The sequence below is a fragment of the Neorhizobium sp. NCHU2750 genome, from assembly GCF_003597675.1.
Classification (GTDB): Bacteria; Pseudomonadota; Alphaproteobacteria; order Rhizobiales; family Rhizobiaceae; genus Neorhizobium.
Genome location: NZ_CP030827.1, coordinates 3,552,893 through 3,573,336, shown reverse-complemented (window position 1 = coordinate 3,573,336; position 20,444 = coordinate 3,552,893). Strand labels below are relative to the sequence as shown.

The window sequence follows — 20,444 nt, the reverse complement described above, 5'->3', positions numbered from 1 at the left end:
GTTTCCCTCGCGAATGGAGGAAGCCTCTGATGACTGCAGGTCTCTCGGATCTTTATCGCGGCTATATCGATTGCCTGAACCGGCAGGACTGGCAGCAACTCGGTGATTTCGTCGATGGTGGGGTGATCTACAACGGCCGGCGGATCGGGCTCGATGGCTATCGCGAAATGCTGGTCGGCGACTTTCGTGCCATTCCCGATCTGCGTTTCATCGTCGATTTCCTCGTGGTCGACGCGCCGAAGGTTGCGAGCAGGTTGGTTTTCGACTGCACGCCGGTCGCCGATCTCTTCGGTCTTCCGGTGAATGGCAGGCGCGTCCAGTTTTCCGAGAACGTCTTCTACGCGTTTTCGGGTAGGAGAATTGCCCAGGTCTGGTCCGTCATCGACAAGGCGGCGATAGAGGCGCAGCTCTCTTGAGACGGTAACGCCTACTTGTCGCCGCGGATGACGCAGACGCCCATTTCGTAGGAGCAGCCGTCAACGGGCTTGAAGCTGCCTTGCGCCAGTTCCTCGGTGACGTCGATGATCTTCGCCTTCGGGGCGAGGTAGGGTTTTTCGGTCGCGGGCGGCGCCATGCCGTCGCCGGAATAGATGATCCGGCCGCCATCGACATAGAACATGGTGGAACCGGAGACCACGCCGGACGATCCGGTGGTGACGATCGAGCCCTGGTTGCGTTGCAGGTCCGGCCCTGCCGCAACGGCGCGAGCCGGGTTGCCGAGCACGCGGGCATTGAGGATCTTCAGATCGCCCCGGCGGCCGTGATGGCCATACCCATAATGATGTCCGCCGTGATAACCGGGTCTCGATCCGCCACCTTCGGGCCAGCGATCGCGGGCTTCCACGGCTGAGGCAAAAGCGGCCGCGAGTGCAGCAGCGAAGAGGACAGGCTTCATGTGATTCGCTATCATGGCGAACTCCGGGCAATATGGTTAATCAAAGGTTAACACAATTTATGCCGGAAGGCAGGGGGCAGGGCCAAATCTTTGGATTTCTTGGTTAACAGGGCGCGGCGATATGTCCGACACCTTCCCCCTTGCAATTCACAATCGATTAAATTGGCCCTCACTTGGAATTGTTCTTGTCGTCCGTGATTTCGGCGATTAAACCACGCCGATGATGCAATGCACATTTTCTCGGCATAGTGCATTGCCGGGCGCCCGCCCGCTAGACGACGCCGCGAGGTAATGATGGCGAATGTAACGAATAACCGGCCTCTGTCGCCGCATCTGCAGATCTACAAACCAATCCCAACCATGGTCATGTCGATCGTCCACCGTATTACCGGTGGCGCGTTGGCAGCTGGTACCATCCTGCTCGCCTGGTGGCTGATCGCCGCCGCGTCCGGCAAGCCCTATTTCGATTGGGTCAGCTGGCTGTTCGGCACCTGGATCGGTCTCATCGTGCTGTTCGGCTATACATGGGCGCTGATCCACCACATGCTCGGCGGCATCCGCCACTTCGTGTGGGACATGGGGCATGCGTTCGACAAGCACCTGCAGACCAAGGTCGCGATCTTCATGCCGATCGTATCGATCTGTCTGACCGTGCTGGTCTGGGTCATCGGCCTAGCCGTCTGAGGAGAAACATCATGGATATGCGTACACCTCTCGGCAAGGTTCGTGGCCTCGGATCGGCAAAGGACGGTACCGAACATTTCTGGATGCAGCGGATGTCGGCCGTGGCCATGGTGCCGCTCGCCCTCTTCTTCATCATTTTCCTGATCCGCTATGCTGGCGCCCCTTACGAGGAAGTCGTCGGCGCGCTGTCGAACCCGATTATCGCCGTCCTGTTCGGCCTGATGGTGATTGCCGGTCTCGTGCATATGCGCATCGGCATCCAGGAAATCATTGTCGACTACGTGCATCACGAAGGGCTGAAGTTCCTGGCGGTGATGCTCAATACATTCTTTGCAATGCTGATCGGTGGCCTCTGTCTCTTCGCCGTTCTGAAAATTGCGTTCGTAGGATAATCCATCATGGCATCCGTCACACCTATCGCCCAGAACGGCAAAGCCTATAATTATGTCGACCATTCCTATGACGTGATCGTCGTCGGTGCCGGCGGTGCCGGTCTTCGCGCCACGCTCGGCATGGCCGAACAGGGTTTCAAGACCGCCTGCATCACCAAGGTCTTCCCGACCCGCTCGCATACCGTGGCAGCGCAGGGCGGCATTGCCGCCTCGCTGCAGAACATGACACCGGACAGCTGGCAGTGGCACCTCTATGACACCGTCAAGGGTTCCGACTGGCTCGGCGATGTCGACGCCATGCAGTACATGGTCATGGAAGCGCCGAAGGCCGTCTACGAACTCGAGCACTACGGCGTGCCTTTCTCCCGAAATGAAGAAGGCAAGATCTATCAGCGCCCGTTCGGCGGCCACATGCAGAACTTTGGTGCCGGCCCGCCGGTGCAGCGCACCTGCGCCGCCGCCGACCGTACCGGCCACGCCATCCTGCACACGCTCTATGGCCAGTCGCTCAGGAACAACGCGGAATTCTTCATTGAGTATTTCGCACTCGACCTGATCATGTCGGACGATGGCAGCCGCTGCGAAGGCGTGGTGGCCTGGAACCTCGATGACGGCACGATCCACCGCTTTGCCGCCAAGATGGTGGTTCTGGCGACGGGCGGCTATGGCCGCGCCTATTTCTCGGCAACATCCGCCCATACCTGCACCGGCGACGGTGGCGGCATGGTGGCGCGCGCCGGCCTGCCGATGCAGGATCTGGAATTCGTGCAGTTCCACCCGACCGGCATCTACGGCTCCGGCTGTCTGATCACCGAAGGCGCGCGCGGCGAAGGCGGCTACCTCGTCAATTCCGAAGGCGAGCGCTTCATGGAGCGCTACGCACCTTCGGCCAAGGATCTTGCCTCGCGTGACGTCGTCTCGCGCTGCATGACGATGGAAATCCGCGAAGGCCGCGGCGTCGGCAAGAACAAGGATCACATCTTCCTGCATCTCGACCATCTCGATCCGGCCGTGCTGCATGAACGTCTTCCGGGCATTTCGGAATCGGCGAAGATCTTCGCCGGCGTCGACGTTACCCGCGAGCCGATCCCGGTCCTGCCGACCGTCCACTACAACATGGGCGGCATTCCGACCAACTATTGGGGCGAAGTGCTGAACGCCGACGCCAACAATCCGGAACGCATCCTGCCCGGCCTGATGGCTGTCGGCGAAGCCGGTTGCGCCTCGGTTCATGGCGCAAACCGTCTCGGCTCCAACTCGCTGATCGACCTCGTGGTCTTCGGCCGTGCCGCTGCCATCCGCGCCGGCCAGGTCATCGACCGTGCGGCGCCGATCCCGGCATTGAACGTTGCTGCCTGCGACAAGATCATGGATCGCTTCGACGGCCTGCGCTACGCCAAGGGCGGCACGCCGACGGCGGTTCTGCGTGACCGCATGCAGCGCACCATGCAGGAAGACGCTGCAGTGTTCCGTACCCAGGAATCGCTGGAAAGCGGCTGCAAGCGCATGTCGCAGATCTGGAGCGAGATGAAGGACGTCAAGGTCACCGATCATTCGATGATCTGGAATTCCGATCTCGTCGAGACGCTGGAACTGCACAACCTGATGGCCAACGCCATCCTGACCGTCTATGGCGCCGAAGCGCGCAAGGAAAGCCGTGGGAGCCACGCCCGCGAGGACTTTACCGACGGTCCGTTTGCCGGCCGCGACGACGTGAACTGGCGCAAGCACACGCTTGCCTGGGTCACAGAGGCAGGTGACGTGAAGCTCGACTACCGGCCGGTCCATACCGACCTGATCGCCGAAGGCATCGATCCTTACAAGATCGAGCCCAAGGCTCGCGTGTATTGATCCGGAGGGAACTGGACCATGGTTGAACTCGCTCTCCCCAAGAATTCGCAGATGACCGAAGGCAAGGTCTGGCCGAAGCCGGAAGGTGCCAAGAACCTGCGCGAATACCGCGTCTACCGGTGGAGCCCGGATGACGGCAAGAACCCGTCGATCGATACCTATTATATCGATCTCGACGATTGCGGCCCGATGGTGCTGGACGGTCTGCTCTACATCAAGAACAAGATCGACCCGACGCTGACGCTGCGCCGTTCCTGTCGCGAAGGCATTTGCGGTTCCTGCGCGATGAATATCGACGGCACGAACACGCTGGCCTGCACCAAGGGCATGGACGACATCAACGGCACGGTGAAGATCTATCCGCTGCCGCATATGCCTGTGGTGAAGGACCTCGTTCCGGACCTCAACAATTTCTATGCCCAGCACCGCTCGATCGAGCCTTGGCTGAAGACGGTATCGCCGACGCCGGCCAAGGAATGGAAGCAGAGCCATGAGGACCGCCTCAAGCTCGACGGTCTCTATGAGTGCATTCTCTGCGCCTGCTGCTCGACCTCCTGTCCGAGCTATTGGTGGAACGGCGATCGGTATCTCGGCCCGGCAGTTCTGCTACAGGCCTATCGCTGGCTGATCGATAGCCGCGATGAAGCCAAGGGCGAGCGCCTCGACAATCTCGAGGATCCGTTCCGGCTCTATCGCTGCCACACGATCATGAACTGCGCCCAGGCATGCCCCAAGGGTCTCAACCCGGCCAAGGCGATTGCCGAAATCAAGAAGATGATGGTCGAGCGTCGCGTCTGACGGTATTACATGATCAAGGCCGCGCGGTTTTCCTCGCGGCCTTTTTCGCAAATTGTGCCTCGCGCACGCCATTTTGAACACGACAACCGTCGTGTTGTTGTCGGAATGGCTGGCTACTCTTGATTAACCAAGGGTGTTTACGATATCCCCGGCAAAACTGTCGTGCCCGCTTCGGGTGCAAAGTGACATGATCCGGACAGGAGTTTTCGATGCAGTTCAAGTATGTGGCAACGGGTCTCGTTCTGACCTTGGCTCTGGCCGGTTGCCAGCGCACATCCTACAGCCCGTATAACGATCTGCCTTCGCAGCCCGCTCCGCTTCAGGCGCAGCCGGTGCCGAGCGTGCAGGGTGGCCAGCTTCCGCCGCCCGGTGATGCTTCGCAGTATCCGACTGCTCCGCAGGCAGGCCAGAACATGGCCATGGGCAATCCGGCTGCCGCAGCGCCGCCGGCAAATGCTCTCGACGTGACCAAGGAGCAGATGGTCGGCAACTGGCGCGTTTCGAACGGCGGTGCGTCCTGCGACATGTTCCTGACGCTGACCAATCTCGGCGGCGGTTCGCGCGGCGGCACGCGTGGCTGTGCCGGCGACCTGACGACGATGGGGTCCTGGGAAGTTTCCGGCAAGATGGTTCAGTTCAAGAGCCGTGCGGGTGACGTGATCGGCCGCGTCTACAAGAGCGCCGACAACCGCTTCGACGGCACGATGAATTCCGGCCAGCCGGTCAGCCTCAGCCGCTAATCCGTCAATTACGATAGAGGGGCCCGCGTGGAGCCCATTCCCGAATATACGTCGAGTGTCGGCGAGGAACTGAAGGCCCTTGCCGCTTCCGGCGTGCTGACGCCGGATCAGGCGCAGCTGCAGGTAGCGGCGAAGCTCGACCATGTGCTGACCTCGCTGCGCGGTGCAAAGCCCGCCAAGAAGACCAGCGCACTCGGCTGGCTGTTTGCCAAGGGCGGGGGAAAGCCGGGCAAGATCCGCGGCCTCTACGTCTATGGCAGCGTCGGCCGCGGCAAGACGATGCTGATGGACATGTTCTTCAAGAAGGCGCCGACGAGAAAGAAGCGACGGGCGCATTTTCATGAGTTCATGGCCGATGTGCATAACCGCATCCACGAACAGCGGCAGAAGCTGAAGCGTGGCGAAACCAAGCAGGCCGATCCGGTGCCGCCGGTTGCCGCCGCACTCTTTGCCGAGGCGGAACTGCTCTGCTTCGATGAATTTTCCGTGACTGACATCACCGATGCGATGATCCTGGCGCGGCTCTTTACCGAGCTGTTCGATCTCGGCTGCGTGCTGATCGCAACATCCAACGTGGCGCCCGACAATCTCTACAAGGACGGGCTCAATCGCGGCCTGTTCGTCCCGTTCATCGGACTGCTGAGCGCCAATGTCGATGTGGTGACGCTGGATAGCCCCACCGATTACCGGATGCAGAAGAATGCCAACCTGCCGGTCTATCTGACGCCGCTCGACGGCCGGACGGATGCTGCGATCGAGGCGGCATGGCATCAGGTGACGGATGGGGAGCGGGCGGAGCCTGTCGATCTGCCGATGAAGGGGCGCAGTATTCATGTGCCGCAGGCGGCCGGCCGGGCTGCGCGTTTCACCTTCAGGGATCTCTGTGAGAAGCCGCTCGGCGCGTCGGATTACCTGGCGATCGCCGACCGGTTCGACACGGTTTTCGTCGAGCATGTTCCGCAACTTGGGGCGGAAAAGCGCAATGAGGCGAAACGCTTCATTAATCTCGTCGATGCACTTTACGATCATTCCGTGCGTCTGTTCATCTCGGCCGCAACTGCGCCCGATCAAATTCTCTCTGAAAGAAGAGGCACGGAAGGGTTTGAATTCGACCGCACCGTGTCGCGCCTGTTCGAGATGCGCAGCGCGGAATATCTTGCGCTGCATAACGAGAAGCGGCAGACAGTCTGACATAATTGTGACGCTTTTTCTTACGTTTACGTAAGTCAAATCATATCTAACCGATTGAAATATATAGTGCCAAAATAATCATTTGCCATTCTTGGCAGATGGCGTTATCGGTGCTGCCGCAAGGAGAACCTGCGATGACTTGTCGCAGGTACGGACCTGAGAGGAAGCATTTCGATGTCGCGTAAGAAGATCGCACTTATTGGTTCTGGCATGATCGGTGGCACGCTGGCGCATCTCGCCAGCGTGAAGGAGCTGGGCGACGTCGTCCTGTTCGATATCGCCGACGGCATTCCGCAGGGCAAGGGCCTCGATATCGCCCAGTCCGGCCCTGTCGAGGGCTTCAACGCCAAGCTTACGGGCGCCAGCGACTATGCGGCGATCGAAGGCGCAGATGTCTGCATCGTCACCGCCGGTGTCGCCCGCAAGCCGGGCATGAGTCGTGACGACCTGCTCGGCATCAACCTGAAGGTCATGGAACAGGTTGGCGCCGGCATCAAGAAATATGCCCCGAACGCCTTCGTCATCTGCATCACCAACCCGCTCGACGCGATGGTATGGGCCCTGCAGAAGTTCTCCGGCCTGCCGAAGAACATGGTCGTCGGCATGGCCGGCGTGCTCGACAGCGCCCGTTTCCGCCTGTTCCTTTCGGAAGAATTCAACGTATCCGTCCAGGACGTCACCGCCTTCGTTCTCGGCGGCCATGGCGACACCATGGTGCCGCTTGCACGCTACTCGACCGTTGGCGGCATTCCGCTGACCGATCTCGTCAAGATGGGCTGGGTCACCGCCGAGCGCCTCGAAGAGATCATCCAGCGCACCCGTGACGGCGGCGCGGAAATCGTCGGTCTTCTGAAGACCGGTTCTGCCTATTATGCTCCGGCCGCCTCGGCGATCGAAATGGCCGAATCCTTCCTCAAGGACAAGAAACGCGTGCTTCCGGCTGCAGCCTATCTGTCCGGCCAGTACGGCGTGAAGGACATGTATGTCGGCGTTCCGACGATCATCGGTGCCGGCGGTATCGAACGCATCATCGAAGTCGAGTTCAACAAGGACGAAGAAGCCGCCTTCCAGAAGTCGGTCGGCGCCGTCGCCAGCCTGTGCGAAGCCTGCATCGGCATCGCGCCGTCGCTCAAGTAATCCGACCCCGAAAAGTTCGGCGCTGGCCTCGGTCAGCGCTCACGTCATTCAAATAGGGATCAAGCCCCATGAATATTCACGAATACCAGGCCAAGGCTCTCCTGAAGGGCTATGGTGCACCGGTCGCAGAAGGTGTCGCCATCCTCAAGGTCGAAGAAGCAGAAGCCGCTGCCAAGCAGCTTCCCGGCCCGCTCTACGTGGTCAAGAGCCAGATCCATGCCGGCGGCCGCGGCAAGGGCAAGTTCAAGGAACTCGGCCCTGATGCCAAGGGCGGCGTTCGCCTGGCCAAGTCGATCGACGAAGTCGTCGCTCACGCCAAGGAAATGCTCGGCAATACGCTGGTCACGGCGCAGACGGGCGAAGCCGGCAAGCAGGTCAACCGCCTCTATATCGAAGACGGCGCCGATATCGACCGCGAACTCTATTGCTCGCTGCTCGTCGACCGCTCGGTCGGCCAGGTTGCCTTCGTCGTCTCGACCGAAGGCGGCATGGACATCGAAGCCGTCGCGCATGACACGCCGGAAAAGATCCACACGATCGCGATCGACCCGACCAAGGGTGTGACCGCTGACGACGTTGCCAAGATCTCCAAGGCTCTCGAGCTGACCGGCGCTGCCGCCGAAGACGCCAAGTCGCTGTTCCCGGCGCTCTACAAGGCGTTCGGCGAAAAGGACATGGCGCTCCTCGAAGTCAACCCGCTGATCGTCATGAAGAACGGCCACCTGCGCGTTCTCGACGCCAAGATGTCCTTCGACGGCAACGCGCTGTTCCGTCACGACGACGTCAAGGAACTGCGTGACGTCACGGAAGAAGATTCCAAGGAAATCGAAGCCTCCAAGTGGGACCTCGCCTATGTTGCCCTCGACGGCAATATCGGCTGCATGGTCAACGGTGCCGGTCTCGCCATGGCGACGATGGACATCATCAAGCTTTACGGCAAGGAGCCGGCTAACTTCTGCGACGTCGGCGGTGGCGCGGGCAAGGAGAAGGTCGCGGCTGCCTTCAAGATCATCACGGCTGACCCGAAGGTCGAGGGCATCCTCGTCAACATCTTCGGTGGCATCATGAAGTGCGACGTCATCGCGGAAGGCGTTATCGCCGCCGTGAAGGAAGTCGGCCTCAAGGTTCCGCTCGTCGTGCGCCTGGAAGGCACGAATGTCGACCTCGGCAAGAAGATCCTCAACGAGTCGGGTCTCGCGATCACGGCTGCAGACGACTTGGACGATGCGGCCAAGAAGATCGTCGCTGCGATCAACGCCTAATCTGAAGGACCTCATCTCATGTCGATTCTCGTCAACAAGAATACCAAGGTCCTCGTTCAGGGCCTGACCGGCAAGACCGGTACGTTCCACACCGAACAGGCGCTCGCCTATTACGGCACGCAGATGGTCGGCGGTATCCACCCGAAGAAGGGTGGCGAAACCTGGACCGGTTCGAAGGGCGAAAGCCTGCCGATCTTCGCTTCGGTTGCCGAAGCCAAGGAAAAGACCGGTGCAGACGCTTCCGTGATCTACGTTCCGCCGGCAGGTGCCGCCGACGCGATCATCGAAGCGATCGACGCCGAAATCCCGTTCATCACCTGCATCACCGAGGGTATCCCGGTCATGGACATGGTGAAGGTCAAGGCCAAGCTCGACAAGTCCAAGTCGCGCCTGCTCGGCCCGAACTGCCCGGGTATCCTGACGCCGGAAGAATGCAAGATCGGCATCATGCCGGGCTCGATCTTCCGCAAGGGTTCGGTCGGTATCGTTTCGCGCTCCGGCACGCTGACCTATGAAGCCGTATTCCAGACGTCCAACGAAGGTCTGGGTCAGACGACGGCTGTCGGCATCGGCGGCGACCCGGTCAAGGGCACCGAATTCATCGACGTGCTCGAGATGTTCCTGGCCGACGAAGCCACGACCTCGATCATCATGATCGGCGAAATCGGCGGTTCGGCTGAAGAAGATGCAGCCCAGTTCCTGATCGACGAAGCCAAGAAGGGTCGCAAGAAGCCGATGGCTGGCTTCATCGCCGGCCGTACCGCTCCGAAGGGCCGCACCATGGGTCATGCCGGTGCTGTCGTTTCCGGCGGCAAGGGCGACGCGGAATCCAAGATCGCAGCCATGGAAGCAGCCGGCATCAAGGTATCGCCTTCGCCGGCACGCCTCGGCAAGACGCTAGTTGAAGTCCTGAAGGGCTGACGCCACATAAAGGTCGATCGCCGGCTCTTAAGCCGGCGATCGATAGCGAATTGCTCCTTACCCGGCCCTTTGCCAAAACCTCGATTGCGAGGCTTCGGAAAAGGGAGTTGCAGAAGCAACTGTCCGGGGTGATGGAACGGCACTATACGCCTCCTTTTCCGCAGACGGGGAAGGGTGCCGGGGCAATGAAAAAAGGCGGGATAAGACACCCAAGAGAATGCGGAACCGTGGAGGTCTTCGGTTCCGATCACGCGAGGAGGCGGGCGCGGCGCCCGCAATAGGCCATGTCACGGCAAGAAGCTAACGAGCAGTTTCTCATCACTTCGTTCCTGGACGGCGCGAACGCCGTCTATATCGAACAACTCTACGCCAATTACGAAGCCGATCCGAATTCGGTCTCGGAAGAATGGCAGGCCTTCTTCAAGGCATTGGCCGACAGTCCCGAAGATGTGAAGAAGGCTGCCCAGGGCGCCTCCTGGAAGAAGTCGAACTGGCCGCTGCCGGCGTCCGGCGAACTCGTCTCCGCGCTCGACGGCAACTGGCCTGTGGTCGAGAAGGCAATCGAAACCAAAGTGAAGGCGAAGGCGGAGGCTGCCGCCGCTGCCAAGGGTGCCGTCGTCAACCCGGCCGACGTTCATCAGGCGAGCCGCGACAGCGTGCGCGCCATCATGATGATCCGCGCCTACCGCATGCGCGGCCACCTGCATGCCAAGCTCGACCCACTCGGCATTGCAAGCCCGGTGGAGGACTATAACGAGCTGTCGCCGAAGTCCTACGGCTTCGAGGAAAGCGATTACGACCGCAAGATCTTCATCGACAACGTTCTCGGCCTCGAATACGCAACCGTGCGCGAGATGATCGAGATCCTCGAACGGACCTATTGCTCGACCATTGGCGTCGAGTTCATGCATATGTCGAGCCCGGAGGAAAAGGCCTGGATCCAGGAACGGATCGAAGGTCCGAACAAGGGCATCGACTTTACGCCGGAAGGCAAGAAGGCCATCCTGTCGAAGCTGATCGAAGGCGAAGGCTACGAGCAGTTCCTCGACGTCAAGTTCAAAGGCACCAAGCGCTTCGGCCTTGATGGCGGTGAAGCGCTGATTCCGGCGCTCGAACAGATCATCAAGCGCGGCGGCCAGCTCGGCCTCGAAGAAGTCATCGTCGGTATGGCACACCGCGGCCGCCTGAACGTTCTGACCAACGTCATGGGCAAGCCGCACCGCGCCGTGTTCCACGAGTTCAAGGGCGGTTCCTACAAGCCCGACGAAGTCGAAGGCTCGGGCGACGTGAAGTACCATCTCGGTGCCTCTTCCGACCGCGAATTCGACGGCAACAAGGTTCACCTGTCTTTGACGGCCAACCCGTCGCACCTTGAGATCGTCAACCCGGTCGTCATGGGCAAAGCCCGCGCCAAGCAGGACCTGCTGACCAAGGTTTGGGAAAAGGACAACATCATCCCGCTCTCCGAGCGCTCCAAGGTGCTGCCGCTGCTGCTGCACGGCGATGCCGCATTCGCGGGCCAGGGTGTTGTTGCCGAAATCCTCGGCCTGTCGGGCCTGCGCGGTCATCGCGTTGCCGGTACGATGCACGTCATCATCAACAACCAGATCGGTTTCACCACCAATCCGGGCTTTTCGCGCTCGTCTCCATACCCGTCCGACGTGGCAAAAATGATCGAAGCGCCGATCTTCCACGTCAATGGCGACGATCCGGAAGCGGTCACCTATGCCGCCAAGGTTGCCACCGAATACCGGATGAAGTTCCACAAGCCGGTCGTGGTCGACATGTTCTGCTACCGCCGCTTCGGCCATAACGAAGGCGACGAGCCGGCATTCACCCAGCCGAAGATGTACAAGGTCATCCGCGCTCACAAGGCCGTGGCCGAGCTCTATGCTGACCGTCTGATCGCCGAAGGCGTGCTGACCGAAGCCGAATTCGACAAGATGAAGGCCGACTGGCGTTCGCATCTCGACGCCGAATTCGAAGCCGGTCAGAGCTACAAGCCGAACAAGGCCGACTGGCTGGACGGTCAGTGGTCGGGTCTTCGTTCGGCTGACGATGCCGACGAACAGCGCCGCGGCAAGACCTCGATGCCGATGAAGAGCCTCAAGGAAATCGGTCGCAAGCTTTCGGTCATTCCGGAAGGCTTCAACGCGCACCGCACGATCAAGCGTTTCATGGAAAACCGCGCGCAGATGATCGAGACCGGCGAAGGTCTCGACTGGGCGATGGCGGAGGCACTTGCGTTCGGCTCGCTCGCCGTCGAAGGCACGAAGATCCGCCTGTCGGGCCAGGATTGCGAACGCGGCACGTTCTCGCAGCGCCATTCGGTTCTCTACGATCAGGACACCGAAGAACGCTACATCCCGCTGTCCAACCTGCAGCCGGGCCAGGGCAAGTATGAAGTGATCAACTCCATGCTGTCGGAAGAAGCCGTTCTCGGTTTCGAATATGGCTATTCGCTCGCCCGTCCGAATGCGCTGACGCTGTGGGAAGCCCAGTTCGGCGATTTCGCCAACGGTGCGCAGGTGGTGTTCGACCAGTTCATCTCGTCTGGCGAACGCAAGTGGCTGCGCATGTCCGGTCTCGTCTGCCTTCTGCCGCATGGTTATGAAGGCCAGGGTCCGGAACACTCCTCGGCACGCCTGGAGCGCTTCCTGCAGCTTTGCGCCGAAGACAACATGCAGGTCGCCAACTGCACGACGCCGGCCAACTACTTCCACATCCTACGCCGTCAGGTGAAGCGCGACTTCCGCAAGCCGCTGATCCTGATGACGCCGAAGTCGCTGCTGCGCCACAAGCGCGCCACGTCTTCGCTGGCGGAACTGGCGGGCGAAAGCTCGTTCCATCGCCTGCTGTGGGACGATGCGGAAGTCATCAAGGACGGCCCGATCAAGCTGCAGAAGGATGCCAAGATCCGTCGCGTCGTGATGTGCACCGGCAAGGTCTACTACGACCTTCTGGAAGAGCGCGAGAAGCGCGGCATCGACGACATCTACCTGTTGCGTATCGAACAGCTTTATCCGTTCCCGGCAAAGGCCCTGATCAACGAGCTTTCGCGCTTCAAGAACGCGGAAATGGTCTGGTGCCAGGAAGAGCCGAAGAACATGGGTGCATGGGCGTTCATCGACCCGTACCTGGAATGGGTTCTGGCGCATATCGATGCCAAGTATCAGCGCGTCCGCTACACGGGCCGCGCGGCTGCGGCATCGCCTGCGACCGGTCTGATGTCGAAGCATCTGGCGCAGCTCGAGGCTTTCCTCGAAGACGCACTCGGCGGCTGATTTTTCAGCCGTCTCCCCTATTTCATACGAAACGAAATCTGGAAAAAAAACGGAAACAAGTCATGGCCACCGAAATCCGCGTCCCAACTCTCGGCGAGTCCGTCAGCGAGGCAACAGTCGGCACCTGGTTCAAGAAGGTCGGCGACACGGTCAAGGCCGATGAGCCTCTGGTCGAACTGGAAACCGACAAGGTTACCGTCGAAGTGCCGGCCCCGGCTTCCGGCGTGCTGACCGAAATCGTTGCGCAGAACGGCGAGACCGTCGGCCTCGACGCGCTGCTCGGCCAGATCGCCGAAGGCGGTGCAGGTGCCGCGACTGCCGCTCCTGCTGCTGCACCGGCACCCGCTGCCGCTCCCGTCGCCGCCGCGCCGGCTGCTGCTGCTCCTGCGGCCGCATCGTCCATGCCGGCTGCACCGGCTGCCGCCAAGGTGGCTGCCGACAACAATATCTCGACCGCCGATATCGACGGTTCGGGCAAGCGCGGCCAGGTTCTGAAGGGCGACGTTCTTGCTGCCATCGCCAAGGGCTCGTCGGCTCCGGCACCGGCTGCCGTTCCGGCGGCTCCGCGCCCGGTATCGTCTGCTGACGACGCATCGCGCGAAGAGCGCGTGAAGATGACCCGTCTGCGCCAGACGATCGCCAAGCGCCTCAAGGATGCACAGAACACCGCAGCCATGCTGACCACCTATAACGAGGTGGACATGAAGGCCGTTATGGACCTGCGCAACCGCTACAAGGACGTGTTCGAGAAGAAGCACGGCACGAAGCTCGGCTTCATGGGCTTCTTCACAAAGGCTGTGACCCACGCGCTGAAGGAACTGCCGGCTGTCAACGCCGAGATCGACGGCACCGACCTCATCTACAAGAACTACTGCCATGTCGGCATGGCGGTCGGTACCGACAAGGGCCTCGTCGTGCCGGTCATCCGTGATGCCGACCAGCGTTCGATCGCCGGCGTCGAGAAGGAACTTGCCCGTCTTGCCAAGGCAGCCCGCGACGGTTCGCTGTCGATGGCCGACATGCAGGGCGGCACGTTCACCATCACCAATGGTGGTGTCTACGGTTCGCTGATGTCCTCGCCGATCCTCAACGCTCCGCAGTCCGGTATTCTCGGCATGCACAAGATCCAAGAGCGTCCGGTCGTCGTCGGCGGCCAGATCGTCATCCGTCCGATGATGTATCTCGCGCTCTCCTACGACCACCGTATCGTCGACGGCAAGGAAGCGGTTACCTTCCTCGTTCGCGTCAAGGAAAGCCTGGAAGATCCGGAACGTCTGGTTCTCGATCTCTGATCAATCCTGAAGCGATGCTGATCCGTGGGATTGGTGTCGCTTCGGTTTCTTTCTGCCGCATGTCTTTGTCGCTAACGCGTCTAAGTTTGCGCGACATGTTCTGAATTAAGGGAGAGCAGCATGGAACCCGCTTCGGCAAATGCGACCCATCTCGTGGTAGTGCTTTGCCTGAGCGTCGTCCTGCTGCTCTTTCATATTCTGCTGCAGGGTTTTCTTGCGACGCGCGAGCTGGGTTCCAAGTGGAATGCAGGACCGCGTGACGAGGGCGTTGCGCCGAAGAGCGCGGTGGCGGGCCGGGCGGCTCGCGCCTCGAAAAACTATCAGGAAACCTATCCGGCCTTTATCGGCCTGCTTCTCGGGCTTGCCTTCATCGGTGATCCAAGCGGGCTCGGCATCGGCGGTGCCTGGGTCTGGCTGATCGCCCGGATTGCCTATGTGCCGCTTTATCTTGCCGGCATTGCCTATATCCGTTCGCTCGTCTGGCTGTTGAGCCTGGCCGGGCTGGTGATCATGATGGCTGCCTTGCTTTTCTGAGGGATCTTATCCAATGCATGCCTATCTCATCGAATTGATCTCGCTGATGGCCATCTTCTCCTTCGCGATCGTCTCGCCGGGTGCGGATCTGGCCATGGTCATGCGCCAGGCGATCATGCAGGGGCGGCGACAGGCGATCATTACCAGCTTCGGCATCGGCACGTCTTTGATGTTCCATGTCACCTATACCATTCTCGGCCTCGGCCTGATCATCTCGCAGTCGGTCTATCTGTTTAATATCGTCAAATGGCTGGGTGTCGCCTATCTGATCTATATCGGCATCAAGGCGCTGAGGGCAGGCAAGACCGAAATCACCGTTGCGCCGGAAGCTTCTGACAACCAACCCCGGAAGCAATCGGCGCTGAAGGCATTCACGCTCGGCTTTGCCGCCAATGCGCTCAATCCGAAACCGGTCTTTTTCTTTTTGTCGATTTTCTCGACAGTCGTCAGCGCGCATACGCCGATGGCGATCAAGTTCGGCTACGGGTTGGTGATGGCGACCTGCCTGATCGTCTGGTTCGTCGGCGTCAGCACGTTCATGACGACGCCGCGCATGCGGGCGGCCTTCTCGCGTGCCAGCAAGTGGATCGACCGGACCAGTGGCGTGGTGTTCATCGCGCTCGGACTTAAACTTGCGACTGAAAAAGCGGCCTGAAGGCCATTGTCGAAATCTCCGCGGGAACGACCCCGCCAAAACCAGGAACCAGGAATTAGAACATGGCTTATGATGTCGTCGTTATCGGAAGTGGCCCCGGCGGTTATGTCTGCGCAATCAAGGCAGCCCAGCTCGGCCTGAAGGTCGCGGTCGTCGAAAAGCGCGCCACCTATGGCGGCACCTGCCTCAATGTCGGCTGCATTCCGTCCAAGGCGCTGCTGCATGCATCGGAAATGTTCCACCAGGTCGCCCATGGCGTCGATGCGCTTGGCGTTGAAGTGGCTGCTCCGACGCTCAACCTGTCGAAGATGATGGCCCATAAGGATGCGACCATCAAGTCGAACGTCGACGGCGTCGCCTTCCTGTTCAAGAAGAACAAGATCGACGGGTTTATCGGCACCGGCAAGATCGTTGCCGCGGGCAAGGTTTCCGTCACCGGCGAAGACGGCAAGGTGCAGGAACTGGAGACGAAGAACATCGTCATCGCTACCGGTTCGGATGTCGCCGGCATTCCGGGCGTCAATGTCGAAATCGACGAGAAGGTGATCGTGTCGTCCACCGGTGCGATCTCGCTCGACAAGGTTCCGCAGAACCTGATCGTGGTCGGCGGCGGCGTCATCGGGCTGGAACTCGGCTCGGTCTGGATGCGTCTCGGCGCCAAGGTCACCGTCATCGAATATCTCGACAAGCTGCTCGGCGCGATGGATGCCGACGTGTCGAAGCAGTTCCAGCGGATGATCGCAAAGCAGGGCATGGATATCCGCACCGAAGCCAAGGTCACGGCCGTCGAAAAGACCGCGACCGGCGCCAAGGTGACCTATGAACCCGTCAAGGGCGGCGAGGCGCAAACCGTAGAGGCAGATGTCGTGCTGATCTCCACCGGCCGCAAGCCCTATACCGAAGGTCTTGGCCTCGAGGGTGCCGGCGTCGCGCTCGACAATCGCGGCCGCGTCGAGATCGACCATGGCTTCAAGACCAATGTCGCGGGCATCTATGCGATCGGCGACGTGGTGAAGGGCCCGATGCTGGCGCACAAGGCGGAAGATGAGGGTGTCGCGCTCGCCGAAATCCTCGCCGGCCAGCATGGCCATGTGAACTATGACGTCATTCCGGGCGTCGTCTATACCCAGCCGGAAGTCGCCTCCGTCGGCAAGACCGAAGAGGAACTCAAGGCCGCAGGCATCGCCTATAAGGTCGGCAAGTTCCCGTTCACGGCAAATGGCCGCGCCCGCGCCATGCTGGCAACGGACGGCTTCGTCAAGATCCTCGCCGACAAGGATACCGACCGGGTCCTCGGCGGCCATATCGTCGGCTTCGGCGCCGGCGAGATGATCCACGAGATCACCGTGCTGATGGAGTTCGGCGGTGCATCGGAAGATCTCGGCCGCACCTGCCACGCGCATCCGACCATGTCGGAGGCCGTCAAGGAGGCTGCCCTCGCCACCTTCGCCAAGCCGATCCATATGTAATCGGCCAGGACCTTTCCTGACGAGATCGAGAGCCGTGCCTTCGGGGTGCGGCTCTTTTTCGTTTCAACATCGATATCGAATCATCCCGCCGAGCCACGGGTTGTATGTTCGTGGCCCGATTGAGTGACGATTCGCAGTTAAAGCCACAGTAGCGCAAAGGTTAACAAACCATTGATTCGAATGGTGTCAACCCTGATTTCTTTCGACTGATAGCGTGCTTTTGCGAGGGGCGGAAAATCCCGGTAAAAGAATGGTTAACGCCCGGTGTATTTAAGGGCGGCCTCCGCGGCTCAGCCTCAACGGAGATGCGTAAAACTCATCCCGTTTCATGCATGAGGCATTACCGTCAAGACGACGGCATGGGCATGACGTCCCTTCCCAACGGTTCACTTGTTTCGACGTGGCAAGAGGTCCCCAGGAGGCCAAATTGACCAGCATAGGCTCCATTTCCAGTTCAACGACAAGCAGTTACGTATCGCGTTATGATACGAACGGTGACGGCGTCGTCTCTGCCGACGAGCTTGCCGCCGCGACCGCATCGACGTCCAGTTCGACGTCGTTGCTGTCGACAACATCCGAAGACGATGGCAGCACCGGTAATGCGGCCGCCAGCCAGCTTTCGTCGATGATGATGTCCATCATCCTGCAGGCAGGCAGCGGCGAGGCGCAGAGTGGTCAGTCTGACGGAGAGTCTCCGGCAGAGATGATGCTCTCCAAACTTGATACCGACGGCGACGGTGCGATCAGCGCAGCGGAATTCGCGGCCGGAGCGCCTAAAGGCGTCAGCGAGGATATGTCGGCCAAGCTGTTCTCGTCGCTGGACACCGATGGTGATGGCAGCATCACCGAAAGCGAGCTGGCGGCTGACCGTGATGGCTCGCTGCTGGCCGATTCGTCGACCGATACGGACGCAACCGCTTCGACTGACGACACGTCCTCAACCGACGACACATCGTCGACCGACGATCAGACCTCGATGGAAGCCCTGTTGGCCAAGCTTGAAGAGATTGCACAGCAATATCTGTCGTCTTCCTCCGATGACGTCGACACGACATCGGCTCTGCTGACGACTGTCTGAGCCGTCGCAACTCGCATCCTTGAAACATGCTGAACGGCTTGCTGCAGACCGCAGCGAGCCGTTTAGTTCATTGCAGTGACAGTGAAGCCCTGCTTGCGGAACAGCTCGACCAGGCCCTCGTCGCCGGGCAGGTGGAGGGCGCCGACGGCGATGAAGACATTGCCGCTGGCGAGGATCGGTGCGGCACGCTCGGCCATATTGTGGTTTCGCTTGGTCACGATGAGTTGTTCGAACTCGGCATAGCCGGCATCGTCGTTTTCGCCCTCGGGTGCCACCTGTTTGAGGAAGGGCATCGTGAGGCCGATATTTCCCGACAGGTAGAGTTCGGTCATGGTCTCGAAGACATCATCCATCTTCGGGCCGAGCTTGATCGTCTCGATCAGCGACTTCATGTGCATGTCGGTCGGGATCGCCGCCATGGCGGAAAGCTGCTCGGCGAAGGTTTCAAGGCCCTTCACCGTCTTGCCCTCGGCTGCCGCATCCACTGCGATCTGCTTGTCGAGAAAGGCGGTCTTGTCGCCCTTGTTGGCCATTTCGCAGGCGGGCAGCGAAACGAAGGACATCAGCATCCACGGTTTCATGCGCGAGACGGCCGAAAGCGGGATGCCGCGTTTCTTCAGCGTCGTCTCCAGCAGGGCCAGGTCGTCCTTGTCCAGCAGGCTATCGATCGTGGTGCCATCGGTGAACATCGTCAGATCCGGACGGGCGAGAATGCCGGCCATCGCCTTCTTGTCGTCCAGAACCTCGTCGGATTCGACGACGATGGTTTTGGCGGATGCCAGTGCGGCAGGCGCACCTTCGGGCATTTTCAGCACGCGGGGATCGGTGACATGCATGGTGCCCATCAGATAGGAGGCGGGCACGCCGGGTTTTTCGATCTTCCAGAAGATGCTCTTGCCGTTTTTCACCTTGTCGCCATCGGCAACGATCTTTTGGTAAGCGACAGGGTTTTCCGCCTTCATCTCGTCGAGAAGATTGCTGCCGTGGCAGGCCGTGTCCTGCGCATTCGCGTTCGACAGCATGCCCAGCACCAGAACCAGCGAAGCCAGAACCGCGACATGGATGGCCGCCAGCAGCCAGAGGCCGATATCCTGAATTCGCCTAATGCCGGTTTCCGAAAGGAATGATTGGTGCATGTCATCGATCCGCATTTGTCGCGCCGAGATTACCAAGGGCTGCTCGACGGGTGCTTAACGGGGCTGGTTAACGATTGGTTCAGTTGCGCTTGTCCACAGAGGCAATGCCGGGCGCGGGTTCACGCCCAGATTTACGCACGGGGATGGGCGCGATCGTAGACTTCAAGAAGGCGCGAGGTATCGACCCCGGTATAGACCTGGGTGGTCGAAAGGCTGGCATGGCCGAGCAGTTCCTGGATGGTGCGCAGGTCACCGCCACCGGCAAGAAGATGGGTGGCGAAGGAATGGCGCAGCGCATGTGGCGTGGCCGTGTCGGGCAGGCCAAAGGCGCTTCTCAATTTCTGCATCTGCCGCTGGATGATGGCAGGCTGAAGCGGGCCGCCACGGGCGCCACGGAAGAGGGGCTTTTCGTCGGTCAGGTGGAAGGGGCAGATATCGCGGTAGCGGGTGACGGCCTCGGCCACGACCGGCAGTACCGGCACGATGCGGGTCTTGCCGCCCTTGCCCTTGATGCGCAGCGTCGTGGTGCCGGGCTCGATCTCGCCGGGAAGAAGGCCGAGCGCTTCGGAAATGCGCAGGCCGCAGCCATAGAGAAGGGCCAGAACGGCGGCGTCGCGGGCGGCAATCCAGGGCTCGTCCTGCATCTGTGTCTCGGTGATCGTCAGACTGGTGGCCTGCCGGTCGGAGAGCGGCTTGGGCAGGGATTTCGGCTGTTTCGGTGCCCGGACGGCACCGGCCGCGGCCGCATTGATGAGGCCCTGGCGCTCCAGGTAACCTAGGAATGAACGCAGGCCGGCGAGATGACGGCCAAGCGATCGCGGCCCCGATCCATCGCGGCGGCGGGCGGCGAGAAAGGAGCGCAAATCGGCCGGGCGAAGCGTGTGGATGTCGGAGATTTTCGGCGGTCCGGCGAGGTGGCCAGTGAGAAATGTCAGGAACTGGCGGGTATCGCGCTCATAGGCATCGAGCGTGTTTTGCGACAGCCGACGCTCGTTCCTGAGGCTTTCCAGCCAGTCGTGGCGCTTTGCAAGAAGATCAGGCGCGGCAATGATCAGCAGCTCGTTCAATCGGCTCAACCGTTGATTTTGGTGGACAGGAGTACCAGATTGCTACCGACAGCGTTAC

19 protein-coding genes are annotated in these 20,444 nt (G+C 60.5%); 16 read left to right on the top strand and 3 right to left on the bottom strand.

Annotated features, from left to right (window positions below; genetic code table 11):
• Window positions 1–29: 29 nt before the first annotated feature.
• Window positions 30–416, top strand: a complete 387-nt coding sequence (locus tag NCHU2750_RS17295; RefSeq protein WP_119941631.1) for an ester cyclase — start codon at window positions 30–32, stop codon at window positions 414–416.
• Between the two features lie 11 nt (window positions 417–427).
• Here NCHU2750_RS17295 and NCHU2750_RS17290 read toward each other — a convergent pair whose 3' ends face one another.
• Complete coding sequence (locus NCHU2750_RS17290) at window positions 428–910, bottom strand: hypothetical protein (RefSeq protein ID WP_119941630.1); 483 nt, start codon at window positions 908–910, stop codon at window positions 428–430.
• A 279-nt stretch (window positions 911–1,189) separates the two neighbouring features.
• On the opposite strand from NCHU2750_RS17290, the gene sdhC reads away from it, so the two are divergent.
• From sdhC to NCHU2750_RS17215, 15 genes are all read left to right on the top strand, one after another.
• Entirely contained in the window at window positions 1,190–1,579 is a 390-nt protein-coding gene (gene sdhC / locus NCHU2750_RS17285) for a succinate dehydrogenase, cytochrome b556 subunit (protein WP_119941629.1), read from the top strand.
• Between the two features lie 11 nt (window positions 1,580–1,590).
• Entirely contained in the window at window positions 1,591–1,971 is a 381-nt protein-coding gene (sdhD, locus tag NCHU2750_RS17280) for a succinate dehydrogenase, hydrophobic membrane anchor protein (RefSeq protein ID WP_119941628.1), read from the top strand.
• A 6-nt stretch (window positions 1,972–1,977) separates the two neighbouring features.
• The gene (sdhA, locus tag NCHU2750_RS17275) at window positions 1,978–3,822 is read left to right on the top strand and encodes a succinate dehydrogenase flavoprotein subunit (protein ID WP_119941627.1); all 1,845 of its coding nucleotides are present in this window, start codon (window positions 1,978–1,980) and stop codon (window positions 3,820–3,822) included.
• Between the two features lie 18 nt (window positions 3,823–3,840).
• A complete protein-coding gene (locus NCHU2750_RS17270) occupies window positions 3,841–4,620 on the top strand; it encodes a succinate dehydrogenase iron-sulfur subunit (RefSeq protein ID WP_119941626.1) in 780 nt (259 codons plus the stop codon).
• Between the two features lie 209 nt (window positions 4,621–4,829).
• The gene (locus tag NCHU2750_RS17265; protein WP_119941625.1) at window positions 4,830–5,360 is read left to right on the top strand and encodes a protease inhibitor Inh/omp19 family protein; all 531 of its coding nucleotides are present in this window, start codon (window positions 4,830–4,832) and stop codon (window positions 5,358–5,360) included.
• 27 nt (window positions 5,361–5,387) lie between these two features.
• Window positions 5,388–6,551 (top strand): cell division protein ZapE, encoded by a 1,164-nt coding sequence (gene zapE / locus NCHU2750_RS17260; RefSeq protein WP_119941624.1) that lies wholly within the window; start codon window positions 5,388–5,390, stop codon window positions 6,549–6,551.
• Window positions 6,552–6,725: 174 nt separating this feature from the next.
• Window positions 6,726–7,688 carry a malate dehydrogenase gene (gene mdh / locus NCHU2750_RS17255; RefSeq protein WP_119941623.1) on the top strand — a complete coding sequence of 321 codons (963 nt, stop codon included), beginning with the start codon at window positions 6,726–6,728 and terminating at the stop codon, window positions 7,686–7,688.
• 68 nt (window positions 7,689–7,756) lie between these two features.
• Window positions 7,757–8,950: an ADP-forming succinate--CoA ligase subunit beta gene (sucC, locus tag NCHU2750_RS17250; RefSeq protein WP_119941622.1), complete on the top strand. Its 1,194-nt coding sequence runs from the start codon at window positions 7,757–7,759 to the stop codon at window positions 8,948–8,950.
• An 18-nt stretch (window positions 8,951–8,968) separates the two neighbouring features.
• Window positions 8,969–9,871 carry a succinate--CoA ligase subunit alpha gene (sucD, locus tag NCHU2750_RS17245; RefSeq protein WP_119941621.1) on the top strand — a complete coding sequence of 301 codons (903 nt, stop codon included), beginning with the start codon at window positions 8,969–8,971 and terminating at the stop codon, window positions 9,869–9,871.
• A gap of 284 nt (window positions 9,872–10,155) precedes the next feature.
• Window positions 10,156–13,155: a 2-oxoglutarate dehydrogenase E1 component gene (locus NCHU2750_RS17240; protein WP_119941620.1), complete on the top strand. Its 3,000-nt coding sequence runs from the start codon at window positions 10,156–10,158 to the stop codon at window positions 13,153–13,155.
• A 62-nt stretch (window positions 13,156–13,217) separates the two neighbouring features.
• Complete coding sequence (gene odhB, locus NCHU2750_RS17235) at window positions 13,218–14,447, top strand: 2-oxoglutarate dehydrogenase complex dihydrolipoyllysine-residue succinyltransferase (RefSeq protein WP_119941619.1); 1,230 nt, start codon at window positions 13,218–13,220, stop codon at window positions 14,445–14,447.
• Between the two features lie 120 nt (window positions 14,448–14,567).
• Window positions 14,568–14,981, top strand: coding sequence for an MAPEG family protein (locus NCHU2750_RS17230; protein ID WP_119941618.1), 414 nt, complete (start codon window positions 14,568–14,570; stop codon window positions 14,979–14,981).
• 13 nt (window positions 14,982–14,994) lie between these two features.
• A complete protein-coding gene (locus NCHU2750_RS17225) occupies window positions 14,995–15,636 on the top strand; it encodes a LysE family translocator (RefSeq protein WP_119941617.1) in 642 nt (213 codons plus the stop codon).
• A 62-nt stretch (window positions 15,637–15,698) separates the two neighbouring features.
• Window positions 15,699–17,105, top strand: coding sequence for a dihydrolipoyl dehydrogenase (gene lpdA, locus NCHU2750_RS17220; RefSeq protein ID WP_119941616.1), 1,407 nt, complete (start codon window positions 15,699–15,701; stop codon window positions 17,103–17,105).
• A 427-nt stretch (window positions 17,106–17,532) separates the two neighbouring features.
• A complete protein-coding gene (locus tag NCHU2750_RS17215; protein WP_162939669.1) occupies window positions 17,533–18,183 on the top strand; it encodes an EF-hand domain-containing protein in 651 nt (216 codons plus the stop codon).
• A gap of 62 nt (window positions 18,184–18,245) precedes the next feature.
• On the opposite strand, the gene NCHU2750_RS17210 is transcribed toward NCHU2750_RS17215, so the two are convergent.
• Both NCHU2750_RS17210 and NCHU2750_RS17205 read right to left on the bottom strand, forming a co-directional pair.
• Complete coding sequence (locus NCHU2750_RS17210) at window positions 18,246–19,319, bottom strand: TraB/GumN family protein (RefSeq protein ID WP_119943472.1); 1,074 nt, start codon at window positions 19,317–19,319, stop codon at window positions 18,246–18,248.
• 131 nt (window positions 19,320–19,450) lie between these two features.
• Complete coding sequence (locus NCHU2750_RS17205) at window positions 19,451–20,386, bottom strand: tyrosine recombinase XerC (protein WP_119941614.1); 936 nt, start codon at window positions 20,384–20,386, stop codon at window positions 19,451–19,453.
• Window positions 20,387–20,444: the final 58 nt, after the last annotated feature.

Coding starts and splice junctions, on each gene's coding strand:
- NCHU2750_RS17290 (WP_119941630.1), bottom strand. CDS start 910: ATGATAGCGAATCACATGAAGCCTGTCCTCTTCGCTGCTGCACTCGCG.
- NCHU2750_RS17240 (WP_119941620.1), top strand. CDS start 10,156: ATGTCACGGCAAGAAGCTAACGAGCAGTTTCTCATCACTTCGTTCCTG.
- sucD (WP_119941621.1), top strand. CDS start 8,969: ATGTCGATTCTCGTCAACAAGAATACCAAGGTCCTCGTTCAGGGCCTG.
- sdhA (WP_119941627.1), top strand. CDS start 1,978: ATGGCATCCGTCACACCTATCGCCCAGAACGGCAAAGCCTATAATTAT.
- lpdA (WP_119941616.1), top strand. CDS start 15,699: ATGGCTTATGATGTCGTCGTTATCGGAAGTGGCCCCGGCGGTTATGTC.
- sdhD (WP_119941628.1), top strand. CDS start 1,591: ATGGATATGCGTACACCTCTCGGCAAGGTTCGTGGCCTCGGATCGGCA.
- mdh (WP_119941623.1), top strand. CDS start 6,726: ATGTCGCGTAAGAAGATCGCACTTATTGGTTCTGGCATGATCGGTGGC.
- NCHU2750_RS17225 (WP_119941617.1), top strand. CDS start 14,995: ATGCATGCCTATCTCATCGAATTGATCTCGCTGATGGCCATCTTCTCC.
- sucC (WP_119941622.1), top strand. CDS start 7,757: ATGAATATTCACGAATACCAGGCCAAGGCTCTCCTGAAGGGCTATGGT.
- NCHU2750_RS17295 (WP_119941631.1), top strand. CDS start 30: ATGACTGCAGGTCTCTCGGATCTTTATCGCGGCTATATCGATTGCCTG.
- sdhC (WP_119941629.1), top strand. CDS start 1,190: ATGGCGAATGTAACGAATAACCGGCCTCTGTCGCCGCATCTGCAGATC.
- odhB (WP_119941619.1), top strand. CDS start 13,218: ATGGCCACCGAAATCCGCGTCCCAACTCTCGGCGAGTCCGTCAGCGAG.
- NCHU2750_RS17230 (WP_119941618.1), top strand. CDS start 14,568: ATGGAACCCGCTTCGGCAAATGCGACCCATCTCGTGGTAGTGCTTTGC.
- NCHU2750_RS17270 (WP_119941626.1), top strand. CDS start 3,841: ATGGTTGAACTCGCTCTCCCCAAGAATTCGCAGATGACCGAAGGCAAG.
- NCHU2750_RS17265 (WP_119941625.1), top strand. CDS start 4,830: ATGCAGTTCAAGTATGTGGCAACGGGTCTCGTTCTGACCTTGGCTCTG.
- NCHU2750_RS17210 (WP_119943472.1), bottom strand. CDS start 19,319: ATGCACCAATCATTCCTTTCGGAAACCGGCATTAGGCGAATTCAGGAT.